The sequence below is a fragment of the Spirosoma aerophilum genome (genome assembly GCF_054782495.1).
In genome coordinates this window covers 14,410-33,039 of the sequence record NZ_BAAGSJ010000004.1, presented here as the reverse complement: position 1 = coordinate 33,039, position 18,630 = coordinate 14,410, and the positions used below count along the sequence as shown (strand labels likewise).

14 protein-coding genes and 4 tRNA genes are annotated in these 18,630 nt (G+C 48.9%); 17 read left to right on the top strand and 1 reads right to left on the bottom strand.

The features are described from left to right. Nucleotides 1-17 precede the first annotated feature (17 nt). Nucleotides 18-527 (bottom strand): DUF4293 domain-containing protein, encoded by a 510-nt coding sequence (locus tag ACYVK4_RS02075; RefSeq protein WP_461125828.1) that lies wholly within the window; start codon nucleotides 525-527, stop codon nucleotides 18-20. A 94-nt stretch (nucleotides 528-621) separates the two neighbouring features. Between ACYVK4_RS02075 and mnmC2 the strand changes: the two genes are divergently transcribed. From mnmC2 to rpoC, 17 genes are all read left to right on the top strand, one after another. Then, nucleotides 622-1,296 (top strand): tRNA (5-methylaminomethyl-2-thiouridine)(34)-methyltransferase MnmC2, encoded by a 675-nt coding sequence (gene mnmC2, locus ACYVK4_RS02070; protein WP_461125827.1) that lies wholly within the window; start codon nucleotides 622-624, stop codon nucleotides 1,294-1,296. 83 nt (nucleotides 1,297-1,379) lie between these two features. Further along, nucleotides 1,380-1,970, top strand: a complete 591-nt coding sequence (locus ACYVK4_RS02065) for a thioredoxin family protein (protein ID WP_461125826.1) — start codon at nucleotides 1,380-1,382, stop codon at nucleotides 1,968-1,970. A 140-nt stretch (nucleotides 1,971-2,110) separates the two neighbouring features. Beyond that, nucleotides 2,111-4,132: a M13 family metallopeptidase gene (locus ACYVK4_RS02060; RefSeq protein ID WP_461125825.1), complete on the top strand. Its 2,022-nt coding sequence runs from the start codon at nucleotides 2,111-2,113 to the stop codon at nucleotides 4,130-4,132. Nucleotides 4,133-4,206: 74 nt separating this feature from the next. After that, complete coding sequence (locus ACYVK4_RS02055) at nucleotides 4,207-4,746, top strand: hypothetical protein (protein ID WP_461125824.1); 540 nt, start codon at nucleotides 4,207-4,209, stop codon at nucleotides 4,744-4,746. A 113-nt stretch (nucleotides 4,747-4,859) separates the two neighbouring features. Next, a tRNA-Tyr gene (locus ACYVK4_RS02050) sits at nucleotides 4,860-4,945 on the top strand. A 69-nt stretch (nucleotides 4,946-5,014) separates the two neighbouring features. After that, nucleotides 5,015-5,087: transfer RNA gene (locus ACYVK4_RS02045), tRNA-Gly, on the top strand. Between the two features lie 95 nt (nucleotides 5,088-5,182). After that, nucleotides 5,183-5,254, top strand: a tRNA-Thr gene (locus ACYVK4_RS02040). Between the two features lie 155 nt (nucleotides 5,255-5,409). Beyond that, nucleotides 5,410-6,597, top strand: coding sequence for an elongation factor Tu (tuf, locus tag ACYVK4_RS02035; RefSeq protein ID WP_461125823.1), 1,188 nt, complete (start codon nucleotides 5,410-5,412; stop codon nucleotides 6,595-6,597). 121 nt (nucleotides 6,598-6,718) lie between these two features. Further along, nucleotides 6,719-6,792: transfer RNA gene (locus ACYVK4_RS02030), tRNA-Trp, on the top strand. 15 nt (nucleotides 6,793-6,807) lie between these two features. After that, entirely contained in the window at nucleotides 6,808-6,999 is a 192-nt protein-coding gene (gene secE, locus ACYVK4_RS02025) for a preprotein translocase subunit SecE (RefSeq protein WP_012928967.1), read from the top strand. Nucleotides 7,000-7,086: 87 nt separating this feature from the next. Continuing rightward, the gene (gene nusG, locus ACYVK4_RS02020) at nucleotides 7,087-7,647 is read left to right on the top strand and encodes a transcription termination/antitermination protein NusG (protein ID WP_461125822.1); all 561 of its coding nucleotides are present in this window, start codon (nucleotides 7,087-7,089) and stop codon (nucleotides 7,645-7,647) included. 164 nt (nucleotides 7,648-7,811) lie between these two features. Beyond that, entirely contained in the window at nucleotides 7,812-8,255 is a 444-nt protein-coding gene (gene rplK / locus ACYVK4_RS02015) for a 50S ribosomal protein L11 (protein WP_461125821.1), read from the top strand. 25 nt (nucleotides 8,256-8,280) lie between these two features. Further along, nucleotides 8,281-8,979, top strand: coding sequence for a 50S ribosomal protein L1 (rplA, locus tag ACYVK4_RS02010; protein WP_461125820.1), 699 nt, complete (start codon nucleotides 8,281-8,283; stop codon nucleotides 8,977-8,979). Between the two features lie 3 nt (nucleotides 8,980-8,982). Next, nucleotides 8,983-9,516, top strand: coding sequence for a 50S ribosomal protein L10 (gene rplJ, locus ACYVK4_RS02005; RefSeq protein ID WP_461125819.1), 534 nt, complete (start codon nucleotides 8,983-8,985; stop codon nucleotides 9,514-9,516). A gap of 96 nt (nucleotides 9,517-9,612) precedes the next feature. Beyond that, complete coding sequence (gene rplL / locus ACYVK4_RS02000) at nucleotides 9,613-9,999, top strand: 50S ribosomal protein L7/L12 (protein WP_297371594.1); 387 nt, start codon at nucleotides 9,613-9,615, stop codon at nucleotides 9,997-9,999. Between the two features lie 250 nt (nucleotides 10,000-10,249). Then, a complete protein-coding gene (gene rpoB, locus ACYVK4_RS01995; protein WP_461125818.1) occupies nucleotides 10,250-14,119 on the top strand; it encodes a DNA-directed RNA polymerase subunit beta in 3,870 nt (1,289 codons plus the stop codon). Between the two features lie 106 nt (nucleotides 14,120-14,225). Then, on the top strand, nucleotides 14,226-18,575 hold the full coding sequence (gene rpoC, locus ACYVK4_RS01990) for a DNA-directed RNA polymerase subunit beta' (protein ID WP_461125817.1): 4,350 nt from the start codon (nucleotides 14,226-14,228) through the stop codon (nucleotides 18,573-18,575). Nucleotides 18,576-18,630 lie beyond the last annotated feature (55 nt).

Here is an 18,630-nt window from a genome sequence, read left to right as displayed (position 1 = left end):
TTGGGTTACATGTGTTCCTACCGCAAGCGGTCCGATCCTCGCACCAGTTTTTCATCCCGGCGAATGAATCGATTAGCCAGCGCGTTGCATACTAAAGCGGCAATAATGGCATAAAAGCCCAGTTGGAAATTACCCTGGTCGGCCGGGTTCCCGAATTCTTTGCCCATGTAAAGTGTCCGGTAAAGAATAATACCCATAATGGCCGTCAGCATCAACGCATTCACCGCGCATAAAGCGGTTTGTGTCAGCCGATTTTTATACTGGAAGAGGGCATACAGCGACGATAGTCCAACCAGGCCAATCAATAGGGCCAGATACCAGACGGATACTTCGAAAGTAACGGGTGTAACTTGCACAGGTAAGCCCGGCTGCTGAAGAGGGGTTTGCTGCTGGCTGTATACCAGGGCGGTCAGGTGAGCACTGGTTGGCGGCTGCAGATTCGTTTTCTCCCAAAGAGGATTGGTTAGGGCAATGCCCATGGCAACGGTAATGAGAAACAAAAATATCGTTTGAATGCGTTGAATCATTGGAGTAATAATGGATGAATAATAATTGGTCTAAAAGAACGTCGTCAGGTATACACTGAAATGACTGGCAAAAATAGACCAAAAAGCATAGATAATGAAAGCAGACATTCGCCTGATGCTAACGGCAGATGGTACGCATACCGCCGTTAACAAGGCTCTCGACAAACCCTACCATTCGATTCATGGTGCCTATCAGGAATCGCAGCGGGTCTATATTGACGTAGGACTGCGTTCGGCATTCGATAAATTTCCTGAAACCGATCTGCATGTTTTTGAAATGGGGTTTGGCACAGGTTTGAACGCTTTATTGACAGCTCAGGAAGCGCAGTTGAATCGGCGAAAGGTGTTCTATACAACTATCGACGCGTATCCGTTGGCTGTTGAGGATGCTCGGCAGCTCAATTACGACGATTTTTTTCATACAGACCTGTTGCCGAAACTGCATGCGTCTCTCTGGCATGAACCAGTGAATATCAATTCCTATTTTACCCTTACTAAGTTCGAAAACACCATTCAGGAGTTCCAGACTGCCTATCAATTTCACCTGATCTATTTCGACGCTTTTGCGCCTACGGCCCAACCCGAACTCTGGGAGCCGGAAATCTTCGAGAAAATGGCTCATTTGTTGCTGCCGGGTGGTATGCTGACGACCTATTGTTCGAGGAGTTATGTGCAGCGAAATATGAGAGCCGCCGGATTAGTGGTTGAAAAACATTCGGGGCCGCTGCACAAACGTGATATACTGAGAGCCGTCAAGCCAGTGGAATGATTAACATTTTTCTGTGAAGAGCGAGCCATTTTGCTAATTTTATTAACTAACGAGCGTTAGTACATATAAACAAACGACCTGATATGAACCGTCTGCTTTTATTCTTTGCGGCTTTCGTTTTGCTCACCATTTGTGCCTTTCGAACGACTCTGCCCATTAACCCACCCATACATAAAGTTAGTGGGGAGACGAAACACATTAAATGGCTAACCATTCAGGAAGCGTATGTGCTGACGCAAAAAAAGCCAAAGAAATTTGTTGTAGACGTCTATACCGACTGGTGCGGATGGTGTAAAGTCATGGATCGCGAAACGTTCTCGAAACCGGCCATTGTCGATTATGTAAACGAAAATTTTTATCCGGTTCGGTTCAATGCCGAGCAAACGGGCGATGTAACGCTGGGGCAGCAAACCTTTAAATACATCAGTGGAGGCAGTCGGGGTGTTCATGAGCTGGCCGCAGCCTTGCTCAAGAACCAGATGAGCTATCCGACTACTGTTTTTCTAGATGAAAAATTTAATTTGATCCAGCCTATTCCTGGCTACCTCGAACCACGGACATTCCATCAGATCATTACGTATTTTGGAAAAAACTACCACCAGAAAGAGCCATTCGACCAGTTTAAATTAGGTACTTATAAAGAATTTCAGTCGGCCTTGACAGCAGGTAAATAAGTATATATTCAACAGGAACGCGGATCGAACGGATTTGACGAATCAGAACGGATTTATCTGTTTTTATCCGCCAAATCCGTTCGACCCGCGTTTCTATTTTTGCTTAAATTTGTAGCCTTTCATCAACCCAACTTGTCAACATGACTAAGCGCGTCGCTTTTTTTATACCTGTAGCCCTCGCCATAGGTTTCATAGCCGCAGTGCCCCAGAAGTTCATCGACCCCCAAAATATGGATATGTCGGTGAAACCGGGCGATAATTTCTACCAGTATGCCAATGGTAACTGGTTAAAACAGAATGCAATTCCAGCTTCTAAAACGTCGTGGGGCAGCTTCAATGAGTTGCGGGAAAAAAGTCTCGATGCCATGAAAACGCTGCTCGAAGATGCGTCGAAAACATCAACTAAAGGACGTTTGTATCAAATGGTGGGCGATTATTACATGAGTGGTATGGATAGCCTGACCATTGAAAAGCGCGGCTTCGACCCCATCAAGCCCGATCTGGCTCGCGTTGACAAAGTCAATAACAAGGCGGCTTTCCTGGACGAACTGGCGTACCAGCGGACGCAAAGCAATGGCATGCTGTTTGGCTTTTTCGTTTCCCAAGACCGTAAAAACGTTAGCAAATACCTGCCCCAGTTCAGTCAGGGTGGTACGACGCTTCCCGACCGGGATTACTATCTGAAAAACGATGCCCGCAGTCAGAAAATCCGTGAGGCTTACATCGACAATCTAACAAAAATGTTTGCCCTCATTGGCGAAGAGCCGACCCAGGCGTCGCAGGATGCAGATGTGGTTATGCGTGTTGAGACGGCATTGGCGAAAGCGCAAATGCCGCGCGTGGAAATGCGCGATCCGTACAAAACGTATAACAAATTGACGGTGAGCGATTTTTCAAAAATGACGCCTGGCATCAACTGGACCGACCAAATGGCGAAATACGGCGCTAAAGGACAGGACACCGTACTGGTACAAAGTCCGGCCTTCTTCCGGTCGCTGGATAGCCTGGTTGCTGCCACACCTATTGAGGATTTACGTACCTACATGCGCTGGAACATCCTCAAAGGGGCGGCTCCTTATTTGAGCGATGCCTTTGTGAAGCAGAATTTTGCCTTCTCGCGGGTATTAACCGGCCAGAAAGAGCAAACACCCCGCTGGCAGCGCATCAGTGGATTGATTGACAACTCCCTTGGCGATTTGCTTGGGCAGCTATACGTGCAGAAGTACTTCAAGCCCGAAGCTAAACAGCGTATGATGACCCTAGTTGATAACCTTGAGGCCTCCTACAAAGAGCATATCAAAAACCTCGACTGGATGAGCGAGGATACCAAGAAGAAGGCGCTGACAAAGCTTATATCGTTTAAACGGAAGATCGGTTATCCAGACAAATGGAAGAACTACGACGGTGTGGTCATAAACCGGAATGACTACTACGGAAACGTAAAATCGGCCAGCAAGTGGTCGTACAACTACATGCTTAATCGTTTGGGCAAGCCTGTCGATAAGACCGAATGGGGGATGACACCGCCAACCGTAAATGCCTATTACAACCCCGTAAATAACGAAATCGCTTTCCCGGCGGCTATCCTGCAATTCCCATTCTTCGATTTCAATGCCGATGATGCCGTGAATTACGGAGGCATTGGGGCTGTAATCGGTCACGAGATGACACATGGTTTCGACGATTCAGGCCGACAGTATGACGCTGACGGAACCCTGCGCGACTGGTGGACTAAAACGGATGCCGATAATTTTAAGAAACGGGCTGATCAGGTAAAAGAGCAGTTTTTTGGTTTCAAAGTCCTCGATTCTATTAAAGTGAATGGACAGCTTACACTTGGTGAAAACCTGGCTGACCTGGGTGGACTGGCTATTGCTTATGATGCCTTTAAAAAAACGGCGCAGGGCAAATCGAGTGGTAAGAAAAGCCTGATTGATGGCTTTACCCCTGATCAGCGGTTCTTCCTGTCGTGGGCACAGGTTTGGCGTATCAACGTCCTTCCCGAAACGCAGGCGCAGTTGATCATGACCGATCCTCATGCGCCGGGTGTGTATCGCTGCAACGGGCCTCTATCGAACATCAATGCCTGGTATCAGGCGTTTAATGTTCAGGCTGGTGATAAGATGTACAAAAAGCCGGAAGACCGTATTAAGGTCTGGTAAATTAAACAGGCTCAGACTTTATAATCAGGTTCGGACAGCTCTGGCTGTCCGAACCTTTTCTAAACCCCTACACCATGAAAACACTCGTACTAGGAACCGCACTCTTAATCGCCAGTATATCCTGCCAAACAAAACCGAAACAGGAAACACAAACGACCACGGCCACGGCAATAGAGGACAGTGCCACGGCATTAACAAAACGGCCAACAGATAACACCCCGAGGTCAGCAGCTGATCGGTTGGTAAGGGCGCTCTATTTTGAACACAACAAGGTAGAAAATCCCATGCGGGAAGGAAAAGGCCGCGCGCTTATCGATCAGTTTTTTGCTAAGTCGACGGCTGATATTATCTGGAACGATGGACAAAAAACATCGGGTAAGATAAACCGGGCAAAAATAAATTTGCTGTACAATGCACCGGATGCGGATATAAAAAAGACCTGGGTATTGCCTGCGGTTGTGGGCGGTACGAAGGCTATTGTGTACGTTACATTTGAGAATAAAGCTAAGCCAGAAGAAGTTAGAGTCGATATGAAGCAAGTGAACGGACGGTGGCGTATCACCGAAATGCAGTATCCGGATGGCAAACTGCTGACCCGGATGTTACAGGAATAGACAGGTTTGTTAAATTATTTTTGGAGCATCTGTTGACAACACCGTAAAAACGTGTAATTTTGCAACTCCAAACCGGAAACGGGGCGGAAAATGTTCTTTAATAGTGATTTTTTGGGGAGTTTCCAGAGTGGCCAAATGGATCAGACTGTAAATCTGCTGGCGTACGCCTTCGGAGGTTCGAATCCTCCACTCCCCACCATTTAGTGAATCGCTAACTAGTAATTCATCGTACCCGCTACGACTTTGCTAGTAGCCAGCCACTAAGTAAGCGGAAGTAGCTCAATTGGTAGAGCGATAGCCTTCCAAGCTATAGGTTGCGGGTTCGAGACCCGTCTTCCGCTCAATTAATAGAGAAGTAGCCGAAAGGTTACAAACAATCGGAGTCAACGAAAAATTGGCCCGTTTTTCGCTTTATTAATTATACGATTACATGTAAGCCGTTATAGCTCAGCGGTAGAGCACTTCCTTGGTAAGGAAGAGGTCCGGGGTTCAAGTCCCCGTAACGGCTCAAGGCTCCGCAAGGAGCCTTATTAACGGGGCCGCCCGTGCGGTATTAAGCCCAAACGGCATCAGCTCTCAAACGAGGATGATTTCGCTGGGTTTAATTTATTTTCAGCGAGTTCATCCAATAAAAAAAACAGTTCACAATAGCGTTTTAAAAACATGGCAAAAGAGAATTTTGACCGCTCGAAACCGCACGTAAACATCGGTACGATTGGTCACGTTGACCACGGTAAAACGACGCTGACGGCTGCCATTACGAAAGTGCTGGCCGGAAAGGGTCTGGCCGCAATTCGGGACTTCTCCTCGATTGACAACGCTCCGGAAGAAAAAGAGCGCGGTATCACCATCAATACATCGCACGTTGAATATTCAACGGCAAATCGTCACTATGCTCACGTCGATTGCCCAGGCCACGCTGACTATGTAAAAAACATGGTTACGGGTGCTGCGCAAATGGACGGTGCTATCCTTGTGGTAGCAGCAACAGACGGACCAATGCCCCAAACGCGTGAGCACATCCTGCTCGCTCGTCAGGTAGGTGTTCCTCAGCTTGTTGTGTTCATGAACAAAGTGGACATGGTTGACGATCCAGAACTTCTTGAACTCGTTGAAATGGAAATTCGCGAGTTGTTGAGCTTCTATAACTTCGACGGTGACAACATCCCAGTTATTCAAGGTTCGGCTCTTGGTGGCCTGAACGGCGATGCCAAATGGGTTGCTACCATCGAAGAGTTAATGGACAGTGTTGATAGCTTTATCCCACTGCCTCCACGTATGACGGATCTTCCGTTCCTGATGCCCGTAGAGGACGTATTCTCGATCACAGGTCGTGGTACAGTTGCTACCGGTCGTATCGAGCGGGGTATCATCAACTCAGGTGAGCAAGTTGAAATCCTGGGTATGGGTGCTGAAAACCTGAAGTCTGTTGTAACAGGTGTTGAAATGTTCCGGAAAATTCTGGACCGTGGTGAAGCCGGTGACAACGTAGGTCTTCTGCTCCGTGGTATTGAAAAAACCGATATCCGTCGTGGTATGGTTATTTGTAAGCCAGGTTCAGTAACTCCTCACCTGAAATTTAAGGCTGAGGTTTACGTTCTGTCGAAAGAAGAAGGTGGTCGTCACACACCATTCTTTAACAAATACCGTCCACAGTTTTACTTCCGTACCACAGACGTAACGGGTGAGATCAGTCTTCCTGCCAACGTTGAAATGGTTATGCCTGGTGATAACATCACCATCGAAGTAAACCTGATCAACAAGATCGCTATGGAAAAAGGACTTCGTTTCGCTATCCGCGAAGGTGGCCGTACCGTAGGTGCCGGTCAGGTAACGGAAATCCTCGACTAAGGTAAATATCTCAAAACAAGTGCATTTCTTCCCAGAGATGCACTTGTTTTTTTGATAATAGTTCGTACTTTTGCAGTCCGTTTCAGGGCACGCTGATTCGGGTCGTCGTACAAATTTTTATACGGGTGTAGTTCAAGGGTAGAATAGCGGTCTCCAAAACCGTTGATGGGAGTTCGAATCTCTCCACCCGTGCCAATCCCTTACTTTAACATGGACAAGTTTATCTCGTTTCTGAAAGCCTCCTGGGAGGAAGTTCAGCACAACGTGACTTGGCCCAAATTCAGCGATCTGCAATCCAGTTCAACGCTGGTACTGGTAGCATCGCTGATTTTTGCGCTGTTAGTCGGTCTAATAGACTTAGTATTTGAGAATGGACTGAACGCGTTTTATCAGTCATTCTAAACCGGTTTTCGATTTATGGTTTTGATGCACGGTTATACCTGTATCAGTTGTAATCGTAGATCGTAAATCATAATCCGTAAACATCCTATGAACGGCATACAGTGGTACGTCATACGGGCGGTATCAGGACAGGAGAAGAAAATCAAATCCTACCTTGATAACGAAATCATCCGGCAAAAGTTGGACGAAGTTATTCCGCAGGTGCTTATTCCTGCTGAAAAAGTGTACGAAATGCGCAACGGTAAGAAGCGTGTACGGGAAAAATCATTTTTTCCGGGCTACATTTTGATTTCGGCCGATTTGGGTAATAACCGGGCACTCGATATGATTCTGAATATGCCGGGTGTATTGGGTTTCTTAGGCAACTCGCAGGCAGGAACGACGTCAAAAGTACCCGTTCCCCTCCGCCAGGCTGAAGTAAACCGTATTTTGGGTAAGGTTGACGAAGAAGCGCAGGAAGTGGCTACGCCAACCGTTGCTTACATAAAAGGCGAATCAGTAAAAGTAGTCGATGGTCCATTTGGTGGATTCATTGGCACCGTAGAAGAAGTATTCGACGACCGGAAGAAAGTGAACGTTGTCGTGAAAATATTTGGCCGGAATACTCCGGTAGAACTCAGTTACGCGCAAGTAGAAAAGGAAATCTGATTGTCAGCAGTCAGATTCCGTGATCGGACGTCCTATGCTTCCCTCAGAGGATAAACGATCAAAACAAGTTGGTTTAGGATGAACGTGGACCGGTTATGTGACTAACCACCCGACATCGTGAATCGTAACGGGGCCGCCCACGCGGTCGTAACTTAATTACCACAATGGCAAAAGAAGTAGGTGGCTACGTAAAGCTGCAAGTAAAAGGCGGGCAAGCCAACCCATCACCTCCGATCGGTCCAGCTTTGGGTTCCAAGGGTTTAAATATCATGGAATTCTGCAAGCAGTTCAACGGCCGTACGCAGGATAAAATGGGTACGGTGCTGCCAGTTTTGATTACGTATTATAAGGATAAATCCTTTGATTTCGTCATCAAGACCCCGCCTGCACCGATTCTGCTGTTAGAAGCAGCTAAGCTGAAAGGCGGCTCTGCTCAACCAAACCGCAACAAAGTAGGCTCTGTAAGCTGGGATCAAATTCGGACAATCGCGGAAACGAAGATGCCCGATCTGAATGCCTTTACAGTAGAGTCTGCAATGAAGCAGGTGGCCGGTACGGCCCGCAGCATGGGAATCACGGTGACGGGCACAGCGCCCTTCGAGAACTAATAGACTTGCCGAAGCAAAAAAAGACATGGCTAAGTTAACGAAAAAACAAAAGGAAGCTCAATCGAAGTACGATGCCGCTAAAGAATACTCGCTCCACCAGGCAGCCGAGATTCTGAAAGAGATTTCGTTCACGAAATTCGATGCTTCCGTGGATATTGACGTTCGGTTGGGCGTTGACCCGCGTAAGGCCGACCAAATGGTTCGTGGCGTTGCCACACTGCCACATGGTACGGGCAAAACGGTTCGCGTTCTGGTGCTTTGCACCCCGGACAAGGAGAACGAAGCGAAAGAGGCAGGTGCTGATTTCGTGGGCCTGGATGACTACATTCAGAAGATCGAACAAGGCTGGACGGACATCGACGTGATTATCACGATGCCGAACGTTATGGCTAAAGTGGGTCGTCTGGGTAAAGTACTTGGTCCGCGCGGTCTGATGCCAAACCCGAAATCGGGTACGGTAACGCCTGACGTAGCGAAAGCTGTTCGCGAGGTGAAAGCTGGTAAAATCGACTTTAAAGTTGATAAGACCGGTATCATCCATACCAGTATTGGTAAAGTATCGTTTACGCCAGAAAAACTGGCTGAAAACGCGCAGGAAATTATTGCGACACTGATGCGCCTGAAGCCTTCATCGGCCAAAGGAACGTACGTGAAAACAATTAACCTGTCGAGCACAATGAGTCCGGGAGTAACGATTGATAAAGGCACAGTAGCCGGAATTTAAGCCATGAAGCGCGAGGACAAAGGAGCAATTATTGAGGAATTAACTGGAAAGTTCCAGTCTATTCCCTTCTTCTACATCACGGAAGCCAATGGCATGACGGTTGCTGAAACAAACAACCTCCGTCGGATGTGTTTTGAGCGGGGCATCGAGTACAAAGTGGTGAAAAATACATTCATCAAAAAAGCACTCGAAACCCTCGATACGGATTATACGCCGTTCAACGATACGGTTTTGCATGGTCAGTCAGCGGTGATGTTTCACCCTGAAAATGGCAAAGCACCGGCTAAGCTTATCAAGGAGTTCCGTAAAACGAACGACAAGCTGCAACTGAAAGCTGCGTCTATCGACTATAGCTTATTCATTGGTGCTGATCAACTCGACACGCTCATCGCACTGAAGAGCAAAGAAGAGCTTATCGGCGAAATCATCGGCCTGCTGCAATCACCTGCCAAAAACGTCGTTTCGGCGTTGCAAAGCGGTGGCAACAAATTGGCCGGTATCCTCAAAACGCTGTCGGAGCGCGAGGAAGCAGCCTAGCTGTAAGGTGGGCGAAAGCTCGCCAATTCGACAATCAATCGGGATAATCCCGAATCTCAAACAATTGTATCACAACCAAATTAATAAAATACTACAATGGCAGATTTGAAAGCGTTCGCGGAGCAGCTTGTAAGCCTGACAGTTAAAGAAGTTAACGAGTTAGCTACTATCCTGAAGGATGAGTATGGTATCGAACCGGCTGCTGCCGCTCCAGTAATGGTAGCTGGTGGTGGTGCAGGTGCAGGCGATGCCGCTCCAGCTGCTGCTGAGAAAACGTCGTTCGACGTTGTTCTTAAGTCGGCTGGTGCTGCTAAACTAGCTGTCGTGAAACTGGTTAAAGACCTGACCGGTCTGGGCCTGAAAGAAGCCAAGGAACTGGTTGACACCGCTCCTAAGCCAGTTAAAGAAGGCGTAAGCAAAGACGAAGCTGACGCACTGCGTAAGCAACTCGAAGAAGCTGGTGCTGAAGTAGAAGTTAAGTAAGCAGATAGCTCTTTCGCATATCGCTCCAGGCAGGGGAGGCCAGACCAACGTCTGGTCTTTTCCTGTTTGGAGACTTTTTGTCTAAGCTATTGCAAAAGACAAACTAATTTATATTGCCTTATGTTGTCTATTTACGCCCCTTAGGTCGGGTGACACCCGGGGCCTGAATAGCCGCTTAGTTCGAGTGCCGTGGCAAATCTTCGCAACGCACTCATTGAGAATCGGTTACGCAACTAAACGAAGCACAATCTTGGCGACAAACGCGAAAATCAGTACGCGCAAAAATTTTGCGACGATTCAGCCAGTGATTGGGTATCCGGACTTCCTGGATATTCAAGTAAAATCCTTCAAAGATTTTTTCCAGCTTGATACGCCCTCCAACCAACGGTCGGAAGAAGGGTTGTTCAAAGTTTTTCAGGAAAATTTCCCCATTTCAGACTCCCGTGAGAATTTCAAGCTGGAGTTCATCGACTACTTAGTCGACCCGCCAAAGTACTCGGTTGACGAGTCCATTGACCGGGGTTTGACGTATTCGGTGCCTTTGAAAGCCAAACTGCGCTTAACGAACAATGACCCCGACAACGAGGACTTTGAAACGATAGAACAGGAAGTTTTCTTAGGAAACATTCCGTACATGACCGAGAAAGGCTCGTTTGTCATTAACGGAGCCGAACGTGTGATTGTTTCTCAGTTACACCGTTCGCCGGGTGTGTTCTTCTCCATGAGCAAGCACACAAACGGTACCAAACTCTATTCGGCTCGGATTATCCCGTTCAAAGGTTCCTGGATCGAGTTCTCGACCGACGTTAACAATGTCATGTATGCGTACATCGACCGGAAGAAGAAATTCCCGGTTACGACGCTGTTACGGGCAATTGGTTTCGGTTCGGACAAAGACATTCTGGACCTGTTCGGTTTGTCGGAAGAAGTACCGGCAACCCCAGCCAACCTGAAAAAGGCTATTGGCCGTCGGTTAGCGGCTCGGGTACTGCGCACGTGGACGGAAGATTTCGTGGATGAGGATACGGGCGAAGTGGTGTCGATCAGTCGGAACGAGGTGCTCCTGGAGCGCGACTCGGCTATTTCGGCAGACGATATCGATGTAATCACGGAATCAGGTCAGAAGTCGGTCATCCTGCATAAGGAAGACATGAACATGGCCGATTACAACATTATTTACAACACGCTGCAAAAAGATAGCTCGAACTCGGAAAAAGAGGCCGTCGAGCAAATCTACCGGCAGCTCCGGAACGCGGATGCACCTGACGAGCAAACCGCTCGCGAGATCATTCAGAGCCTGTTCTTCTCGGACAAGCGCTATGACCTCGGTGATGTAGGCCGTTACCGGATCAATAAAAAGCTTGGTCTTGACATTTCGTCGGACATGAAAGTACTAACCACAGAAGACATCGTGTCGATTGTGAAGTACCTGATTGGTCTGATTAACTCGAAAGCCGTTGTCGATGACATTGACCACCTGAGCAACCGACGCGTTCGGACAGTAGGTGAGCAGTTATATGCACAGTTTGGCGTTGGTCTGGCGCGTATGGCGCGGACGATTAAAGAACGGATGAACGTGCGGGATAATGAGGACTTCAAACCTGTTGACCTTATTAATGCCCGGACGCTGTCGTCGGTTATTAACTCGTTCTTTGGAACCAACCAGCTGTCGCAGTTTATGGACCAAACCAACCCACTGGCCGAGGTGACGCACAAGCGTCGTATGTCGGCACTGGGACCGGGCGGTCTGTCTCGTGAACGGGCCGGTTTTGAGGTTCGTGACGTACACTATACGCACTACGGTCGTCTGTGTACCATCGAAACCCCTGAAGGTCCAAACATCGGTCTGATTTCCTCATTGTGTGTCTATGCTAAAATCAACAGCATGGGCTTCATCGAAACGCCTTACCGGATCATTGAAAACGGTAAAGTATCGATGGAAAAGCCAGTGATGTATCTGACGGCCGAAGAAGAAGATACGCACTATATCGCCCAGGCTAATGCGGGTATCGACAAAAAAGGAAACTTCATGGTAGATCGCCTGAAGGCCCGTTTTGAAGGTGACTTCCCCATTGCCGAGCCGCAGAACGTAACCTTCATGGACATTGCTCCGAACCAAATTGTATCGGTGGCTGCGTCTATGATTCCGTTCCTCGAACACGATGATGCTAACCGTGCCCTGATGGGTTCGAACATGCAGCGTCAGGCTGTTCCACTGCTCCGTCCCGAAGCACCTATCGTAGGTACGGGTCTGGAAGGTCGTGTAGCGGTCGATTCGCGGACATTGGTTATTGCCGAAGCTGATGGTGTGATTGAATTCGTTGACGCATCTAAAATCGTTGTTCGCTATAGCCTTGATGAAGATCAGCTGGCGGTTACCTTCGATGAAGACCGGAAGACGTACAACCTCATTAAGTTCCGTCGTACCAACCAGGACACATGCATCAACATTCGGCCAATTGTTCTTAAAGGACAAAAGGTAAAGAAAGGCGATGTTCTGTGCGAAGGCTATGCCACACAGGCAGGTGAACTGGCACTGGGCCGGAACATGAAAGTAGCGTTCATGCCCTGGCAGGGATATAACTTCGAGGATGCTATCGTGATCTCGGAGCGTGTTGTTCGCGAAGATATCTTTACCTCGATTCACATCGAAGAGTTTGAACTGGAAGTTCGTGACACCAAGCGGGGCGAAGAGGAATTGACCTCCGAAATTCCGAACGTTAGCGAAGAAACCGTTCGTAACCTTGATGAAAACGGTATCGTACGAGTTGGTACAGAAGTGAAGGAAGGCGATATCCTGATCGGTAAGATTACACCGAAAGGCGAAAGCGATCCAACACCGGAGGAAAAACTGCTCCGTGCCATCTTCGGCGACAAAGCCGGTGACGTGAAAGATGCTTCTAAAAAAGCACCACCGTCCCTCAAAGGCGTTGTTATCGATACCAAGTTGTTTGCCCGTCCGGCCAAAGAAGACCGGGGTAAGCACAAAGAAGAGGTTAAAGCGCTGATGAAGAAATACGGCCGTGAGTTGAATGACTTCCGCGCTCGTATGATCGAGAAATTAGTATTGCTGCTGGATGGTAAAACCAGCGCGGGTGCTAAACACAAGTTTGGCGACGAGATTATCAGTAAGGGTGTGAAGTTCAACCGGAAAAATATTACGGAGAACCTCTTCCCTGATCGTAATGCGTACCGCGATGAAAGCAGCTATGCCGTTCCTGAAGAAGCGAACCTGCTGGCCGATATGAACCTTGATGGCTGGACAGACGATGACAAACTGAACCAGATGCTTGTTACGCTCATCAAGAGCTACAACAATCGTCGCAGTGAAATCACCGGTCGGTTCAAGCGTGAGCGGTTCACCCTCGAAGTGGGTGATGAATTACCTGCTGGTATTGTGAAGTTAGCCAAAGTCTATATCGCCAAGAAGCGTAAGCTGAAAGTAGGGGATAAGATGGCTGGTCGTCACGGTAACAAAGGGGTAGTTGCCCGGATCGTGCGCGATGAAGACATGCCGTTCCTGGAAGATGGAACCAAGGTCGATATCGTTCTGAACCCGCTTGGCGTACCTTCTCGTATGAACATCGGTCAGATCTATGAAACTGTATTGGCCTGGGCCGGTCAGAAACTGGATCGTAAATATGCTACACCGATTTTCGATGGAGCGACGGAGCAGCAGGTAGCTGACGAGTTGAATGAGGCAGGTTTGCCATCGTTCGGCCGGACGTATCTCTACAACGGTTTGACGGGTGAGCGTTTCGATCAGCCGGTAACGGTTGGCATCATCTACATGCTCAAACTCGGTCACTTAGTAGACGATAAGATGCACGCCCGCTCGATCGGACCCTACTCGCTCATTACGCAGCAGCCGCTGGGTGGTAAGGCGCAGTTTGGTGGTCAGCGTTTCGGTGAGATGGAAGTGTGGGCATTGGAAGCCTTCGGTGCTTCGCACATCCTGCAGGAAATCCTGACTGTTAAATCTGATGACGTTGTTGGCCGTGCGAAGGCATATGAAGCAATCGTGAAAGGTGAAAACCTGCCGAAGCCGAACATCCCTGAGTCGTTCAACGTACTCGTCCACGAATTGCGTGGTCTGGCACTCGAAATTACATTAGAGTAAGGAGAATGGAGGAAAGGAAGAAAGGAGAAGAGGACGTTATCGCCTTGCTCCTTTCCCCCTTTCCTCCGTCCTCCCTTTATTCCTTTTAACTTATAATCTCCAACCAATGTCGTTCAAAAAGAACAAAAAGCTCAACAGCGACTTTGCCAGCGTGACGATCAGTCTGGCATCGCCGGAGTCTATTTTGGAGAGTTCCTACGGCGAGGTAACACAGCCGGAGACGATCAACTACCGGACCTACAAACCCGAAATGGGTGGCTTGTTCTGCGAGCGCATCTTCGGGCCTGTGAAGGACTGGGAATGTCACTGCGGTAAATACAAGCGGATTCGCTATAAAGGCATTATCTGCGATCGTTGTGGTGTTGAAGTAACCGAGAAAAAGGTACGCCGGGAGCGTATGGGTCACATCGAACTGGTGGTGCCCGTTGCGCATATCTGGTATTTCCGCAGTCTGCCAAATAAAATTGGTTATCTGCTGGGCCTTTCGACCAAGAAACTTGATCAGGTCATCTACTACGAACGCTATGTTGTTGTACAGCCCGGCGTGAAGGCAGAAGATGGTATTAACCAACTCGACTTCCTGACCGAAGACGAGTATCTGGATATTATTGACAAACTGCCTGGCAGCAACCAGCATCTTGACGACAAAGACCCAAACAAATTCATCGCTAAGATGGGGGCTGAAGCGCTGGAGATGTTGCTGTCGCGGGTTGAGTTAGACGAATTGTCGTACTCGCTCCGTCACGCGGCTGCTACCGATACGTCGCAGCAACGGAAAGCAGAAGCGCTGAAACGGCTTAAAGTCGTAGAAGCATTCCGGGAAGCCAACGGCCGTATTGAAAACCGTCCCGAGTGGATGGTGATCAAAATGGTACCGGTTATCCCACCCGAACTGCGTCCGCTCGTCCCCTTGGATGGTGGTCGTTTTGCTACGTCCGATTTGAATGACCTGTATCGTCGGGTTATCATTCGGAACAACCGTTTGAAGCGTCTGATCGAAATCAAGGCTCCCGAAGTAATTCTCCGTAACGAAAAGCGGATGTTGCAGGAAGCGGTCGATTCGCTGTTCGACAACTCGCGGAAAGTAAACGCCGTTCGTTCGGAAGGTAACCGTGCGCTCAAGTCGCTGTCCGATATGCTGAAAGGTAAGCAAGGCCGTTTCCGGCAGAACTTACTTGGTAAGCGTGTGGATTACTCGGGTCGTTCGGTTATTGTGGTTGGTCCTGAATTGAAGCTCCATGAATGTGGTCTGCCGAAAGACATGGCTGCTGAATTGTTCAAGCCGTTTGTTATCCGCAAACTGATTGAGCGGGGCATCGTGAAGACTGTGAAGTCGGCCAAGAAAATCGTTGACCGGAAAGACCCTGTTATCTGGGACATTCTGGAAAACGTACTGAAAGGTCACCCTGTTCTGCTGAACCGGGCTCCAACGCTTCACCGGTTAGGTATTCAGGCATTCCAGCCAAAACTGATCGAGGGTAAAGCTATTCAGTTGCACCCACTCGTTTGTACCGCCTTCAACGCTGACTTTGACGGTGACCAGATGGCCGTTCACGTGCCGCTGGGCCAGGAAGCTGTTCTGGAAGCGTCGCTGCTGATGCTGGCATCGCACAACATCCTAAACCCTGCCAACGGTGCGCCAATTACGGTACCATCGCAGGACATGGTGTTGGGTCTGTACTATGTAACCAAAGGTCGGAAGAGCATTCCTGAGTATCCCATTGCGGGTGAGGGCATGACCTTCTATGGTACGGAAGAAGTTATTATCGCGATCAACGAAGGTAAAGTGTCTAAGCACGCCAACATTAAGTGCCGGGTGAAAGTCCGGGATGAGAATGGCGATCTGGTTTGGAAAGTCATTGACACCGTAGCAGGCCGGTTGTTGTTCAACCAGGCTGTTCCGGAAGAAGTGGGTTATATCAATGAGCTGTTGACGAAGAAAAAGCTTCAGCAGATCATTGCCCTTATCTTCAAGATTTCGGGTGGTGCCCGTACGGCTCAGTTCCTTGACGAAATCAAAGAACTTGGGTTCCAGATGGCGTTTAAAGGTGGTCTATCCATCGGTTTGAGCGATATCATGATTCCTGAAGCAAAACAGGGACTTGTTGAAGAAGCCAAAGCCGAAGTGCAGTCTGTCTGGGATAACTACCTGATGGGTCTGATCACGGAGAACGAACGTTATAACCAGGTTATCGATATCTGGACGCGTGTGAACTCCCGCTTGACCGAGACGCTGATGAAGCAGCTTGAAGCAGATCAGGGCGGATTCAACTCAATTTACATGATGATGCACTCGGGAGCCCGTGGTTCGCGTGAGCAGATTCGTCAGTTGGGTGGTATGCGTGGTCTGATGGCCAAGCCTCAGAAAAACCTGCAGGGTTCGGTTGGTGAGATCATTGAAAACCCGATTCTGTCGAACTTCAAAGAAGGTCTCGACGTGTTGGAGTACTTTATCTCGACCCACGGTGCGCGGAAAGGTCTGGCCGATACGGCTTTGAAAACGGCCGATGCCGGTTACCTGACCCGCCGTCTGCACGACGTAGCCCAGGATGTTATTATCAGTGAAGATGACTGTGGTACGCTGCGCGGCCTGCAGGTGTCGGCTCTGAAAGATAACGAAGATATTGTTGAGCCACTGTCAGAGCGTATTCTGGGCCGTACTACGGTTCATGATATTTATGACCCGCTCACGAAAGAGTTAATCGTAGCATCGGGTGAGCTAGTGACCGAAGAGGTGGCTGCCCACATTGATGAAACGAGCATCGAAACCGTTGAGATTCGTTCGGTGTTGACTTGCGAATCGCGTCAGGGTGTTTGCGCCAAGTGTTATGGCCGCAACCTGGCATCGGGCCGCATGGTTGATATCGGTGAAGCTGTAGGTGTTATTGCCTCGCAGTCGATTGGTGAGCCGGGTACGCAGTTAACGCTTCGTACGTTCCACGTAGGTGGTACAGCGTCGAACATCGCCGTTGATGCTTCGATCAAAGCCAAGTTCGACGGTCTGATCGAGTTCGAGGAAATGCGGACGGTTCAGTCGGAAGACAACGAAGGCAATCCACAGACGATCGTAATGGGCCGTTCGGGTGAAGTCCGGATTGTGAATCCAAGTGACCGGAGCGTTGTGCTGATCAGCAACAACGTACCTTATGGTGCATTCCTGCGGGTTAAAGATGGCGATATGGTGAAAAAGGGCGACGATATTTGCGCCTGGGATCCTTACAACGCCGTTATCCTGTCTGAATTGACCGGTACACTGACGTTCGATGCGATTGAAGATGGTATTACATACCGCGAAGAATTCGATGAACAGACTGGCTTCCAGGAGAAAGTAATCATCGAAAGCCGCGATAAAGCGAAGAACCCGGCAATCGTCGTTCAGGGAACAACCACCTTGTCGTTGCACCTGCCCGATAATGACGGTGGTCCATTGCAGAAGAGCTATAACTTACCGGTTGGCTCACGTCTGGTGGTGAAGGAAGGTCAGAAAATTAAAGCTGGTCAACCCCTGGCGAAAATTCCGCGTAACGTGGGTAAAACGCGTGACATCACGGGTGGTCTGCCACGGGTAACGGAATTGTTCGAAGCCCGTAACCCGTCGAACCCGGCTGTTGTGAGTGAGATCGATGGTGTGGTAACCTACGGTGCCATTAAGCGTGGTAACCGCGAAATCTTCATCGAGTCGAGAGACGGAACGAAGAAGAAGTACCTCGTCCCTCTGTCGAAGTTCATCCTGGTACAGGATAATGACTTCGTACGGGCTGGTGCTCCACTTTCCGACGGTGCCATTACACCAAGCGACATTCTGGCGATCAAAGGCCCAACGGCTGTTCAGGAGTATCTGGTAAATGAAATTCAGGAAGTATACCGCCTGCAAGGGGTGAAAATCAACGATAAGCACATCGAAGCCATTGTTCGGCAGATGATGCAGAAAGTTGAGATCATTGACTCGGGTGACACTAACTTCCTCGAAGGTCAGGTAGTGGATAAGTGGGCGTTCCGTGAGGAAAACGACAAAGTTCTTGACGCTAAAGTGGTTATGGACGCCGGTGATTCGCCGAACGTTAAACCAGGGCAGATTGTAACGAGCCGTCAGTTACGTGACGAAAACTCTGGTCTGAAACGTCGTGATATGGCCCTTGTGACCGTTCGCGATGCCATGGCCGCCGTTTCGCAGCCAACGCTGATGGGTATTACACAGTCGTCTTTGGGTACCGACAGCTTCATCTCGGCCGCTTCCTTCCAGGAAACGACGAAAGTGCTGAGCGAAGCATCGATTCGTGGCAAACGCGACGTACTCGATGGCTTAAAAGAGAACGTAATTGTAGGTCACCTGATTCCTGCCGGTACAGGCCTTCGTCGCTACCAAAGCGCGATTGTCGGATCGAAAGAGGAACTGGAAACAATTACCGAATCGCGCGAACAGTACGCCCGCAGTAAAAAGAAAGCTACGGTCTAACCGTCAGAAAATAGTTAATAAAACAAAAACGCCCCGTCCAGAAATGAACGGGGCG

Excerpts from the sequence above, each read along its gene's own strand:
- tuf (WP_461125823.1), top strand. The coding sequence starts at position 5,410 with ATGGCAAAAGAGAATTTTGACCGCTCGAAACCGCACGTAAACATCGGT.
- ACYVK4_RS02065 (WP_461125826.1), top strand. The coding sequence starts at position 1,380 with ATGAACCGTCTGCTTTTATTCTTTGCGGCTTTCGTTTTGCTCACCATT.
- ACYVK4_RS02055 (WP_461125824.1), top strand. The coding sequence starts at position 4,207 with ATGAAAACACTCGTACTAGGAACCGCACTCTTAATCGCCAGTATATCC.
- rplK (WP_461125821.1), top strand. The coding sequence starts at position 7,812 with ATGGCAAAAGAAGTAGGTGGCTACGTAAAGCTGCAAGTAAAAGGCGGG.
- ACYVK4_RS02060 (WP_461125825.1), top strand. The coding sequence starts at position 2,111 with ATGACTAAGCGCGTCGCTTTTTTTATACCTGTAGCCCTCGCCATAGGT.
- ACYVK4_RS02075 (WP_461125828.1), bottom strand. The coding sequence starts at position 527 with ATGATTCAACGCATTCAAACGATATTTTTGTTTCTCATTACCGTTGCC.
- secE (WP_012928967.1), top strand. The coding sequence starts at position 6,808 with ATGGACAAGTTTATCTCGTTTCTGAAAGCCTCCTGGGAGGAAGTTCAG.
- rplJ (WP_461125819.1), top strand. The coding sequence starts at position 8,983 with ATGAAGCGCGAGGACAAAGGAGCAATTATTGAGGAATTAACTGGAAAG.
- nusG (WP_461125822.1), top strand. The coding sequence starts at position 7,087 with ATGAACGGCATACAGTGGTACGTCATACGGGCGGTATCAGGACAGGAG.
- rplA (WP_461125820.1), top strand. The coding sequence starts at position 8,281 with ATGGCTAAGTTAACGAAAAAACAAAAGGAAGCTCAATCGAAGTACGAT.
- rplL (WP_297371594.1), top strand. The coding sequence starts at position 9,613 with ATGGCAGATTTGAAAGCGTTCGCGGAGCAGCTTGTAAGCCTGACAGTT.
- rpoC (WP_461125817.1), top strand. The coding sequence starts at position 14,226 with ATGTCGTTCAAAAAGAACAAAAAGCTCAACAGCGACTTTGCCAGCGTG.
- mnmC2 (WP_461125827.1), top strand. The coding sequence starts at position 622 with ATGAAAGCAGACATTCGCCTGATGCTAACGGCAGATGGTACGCATACC.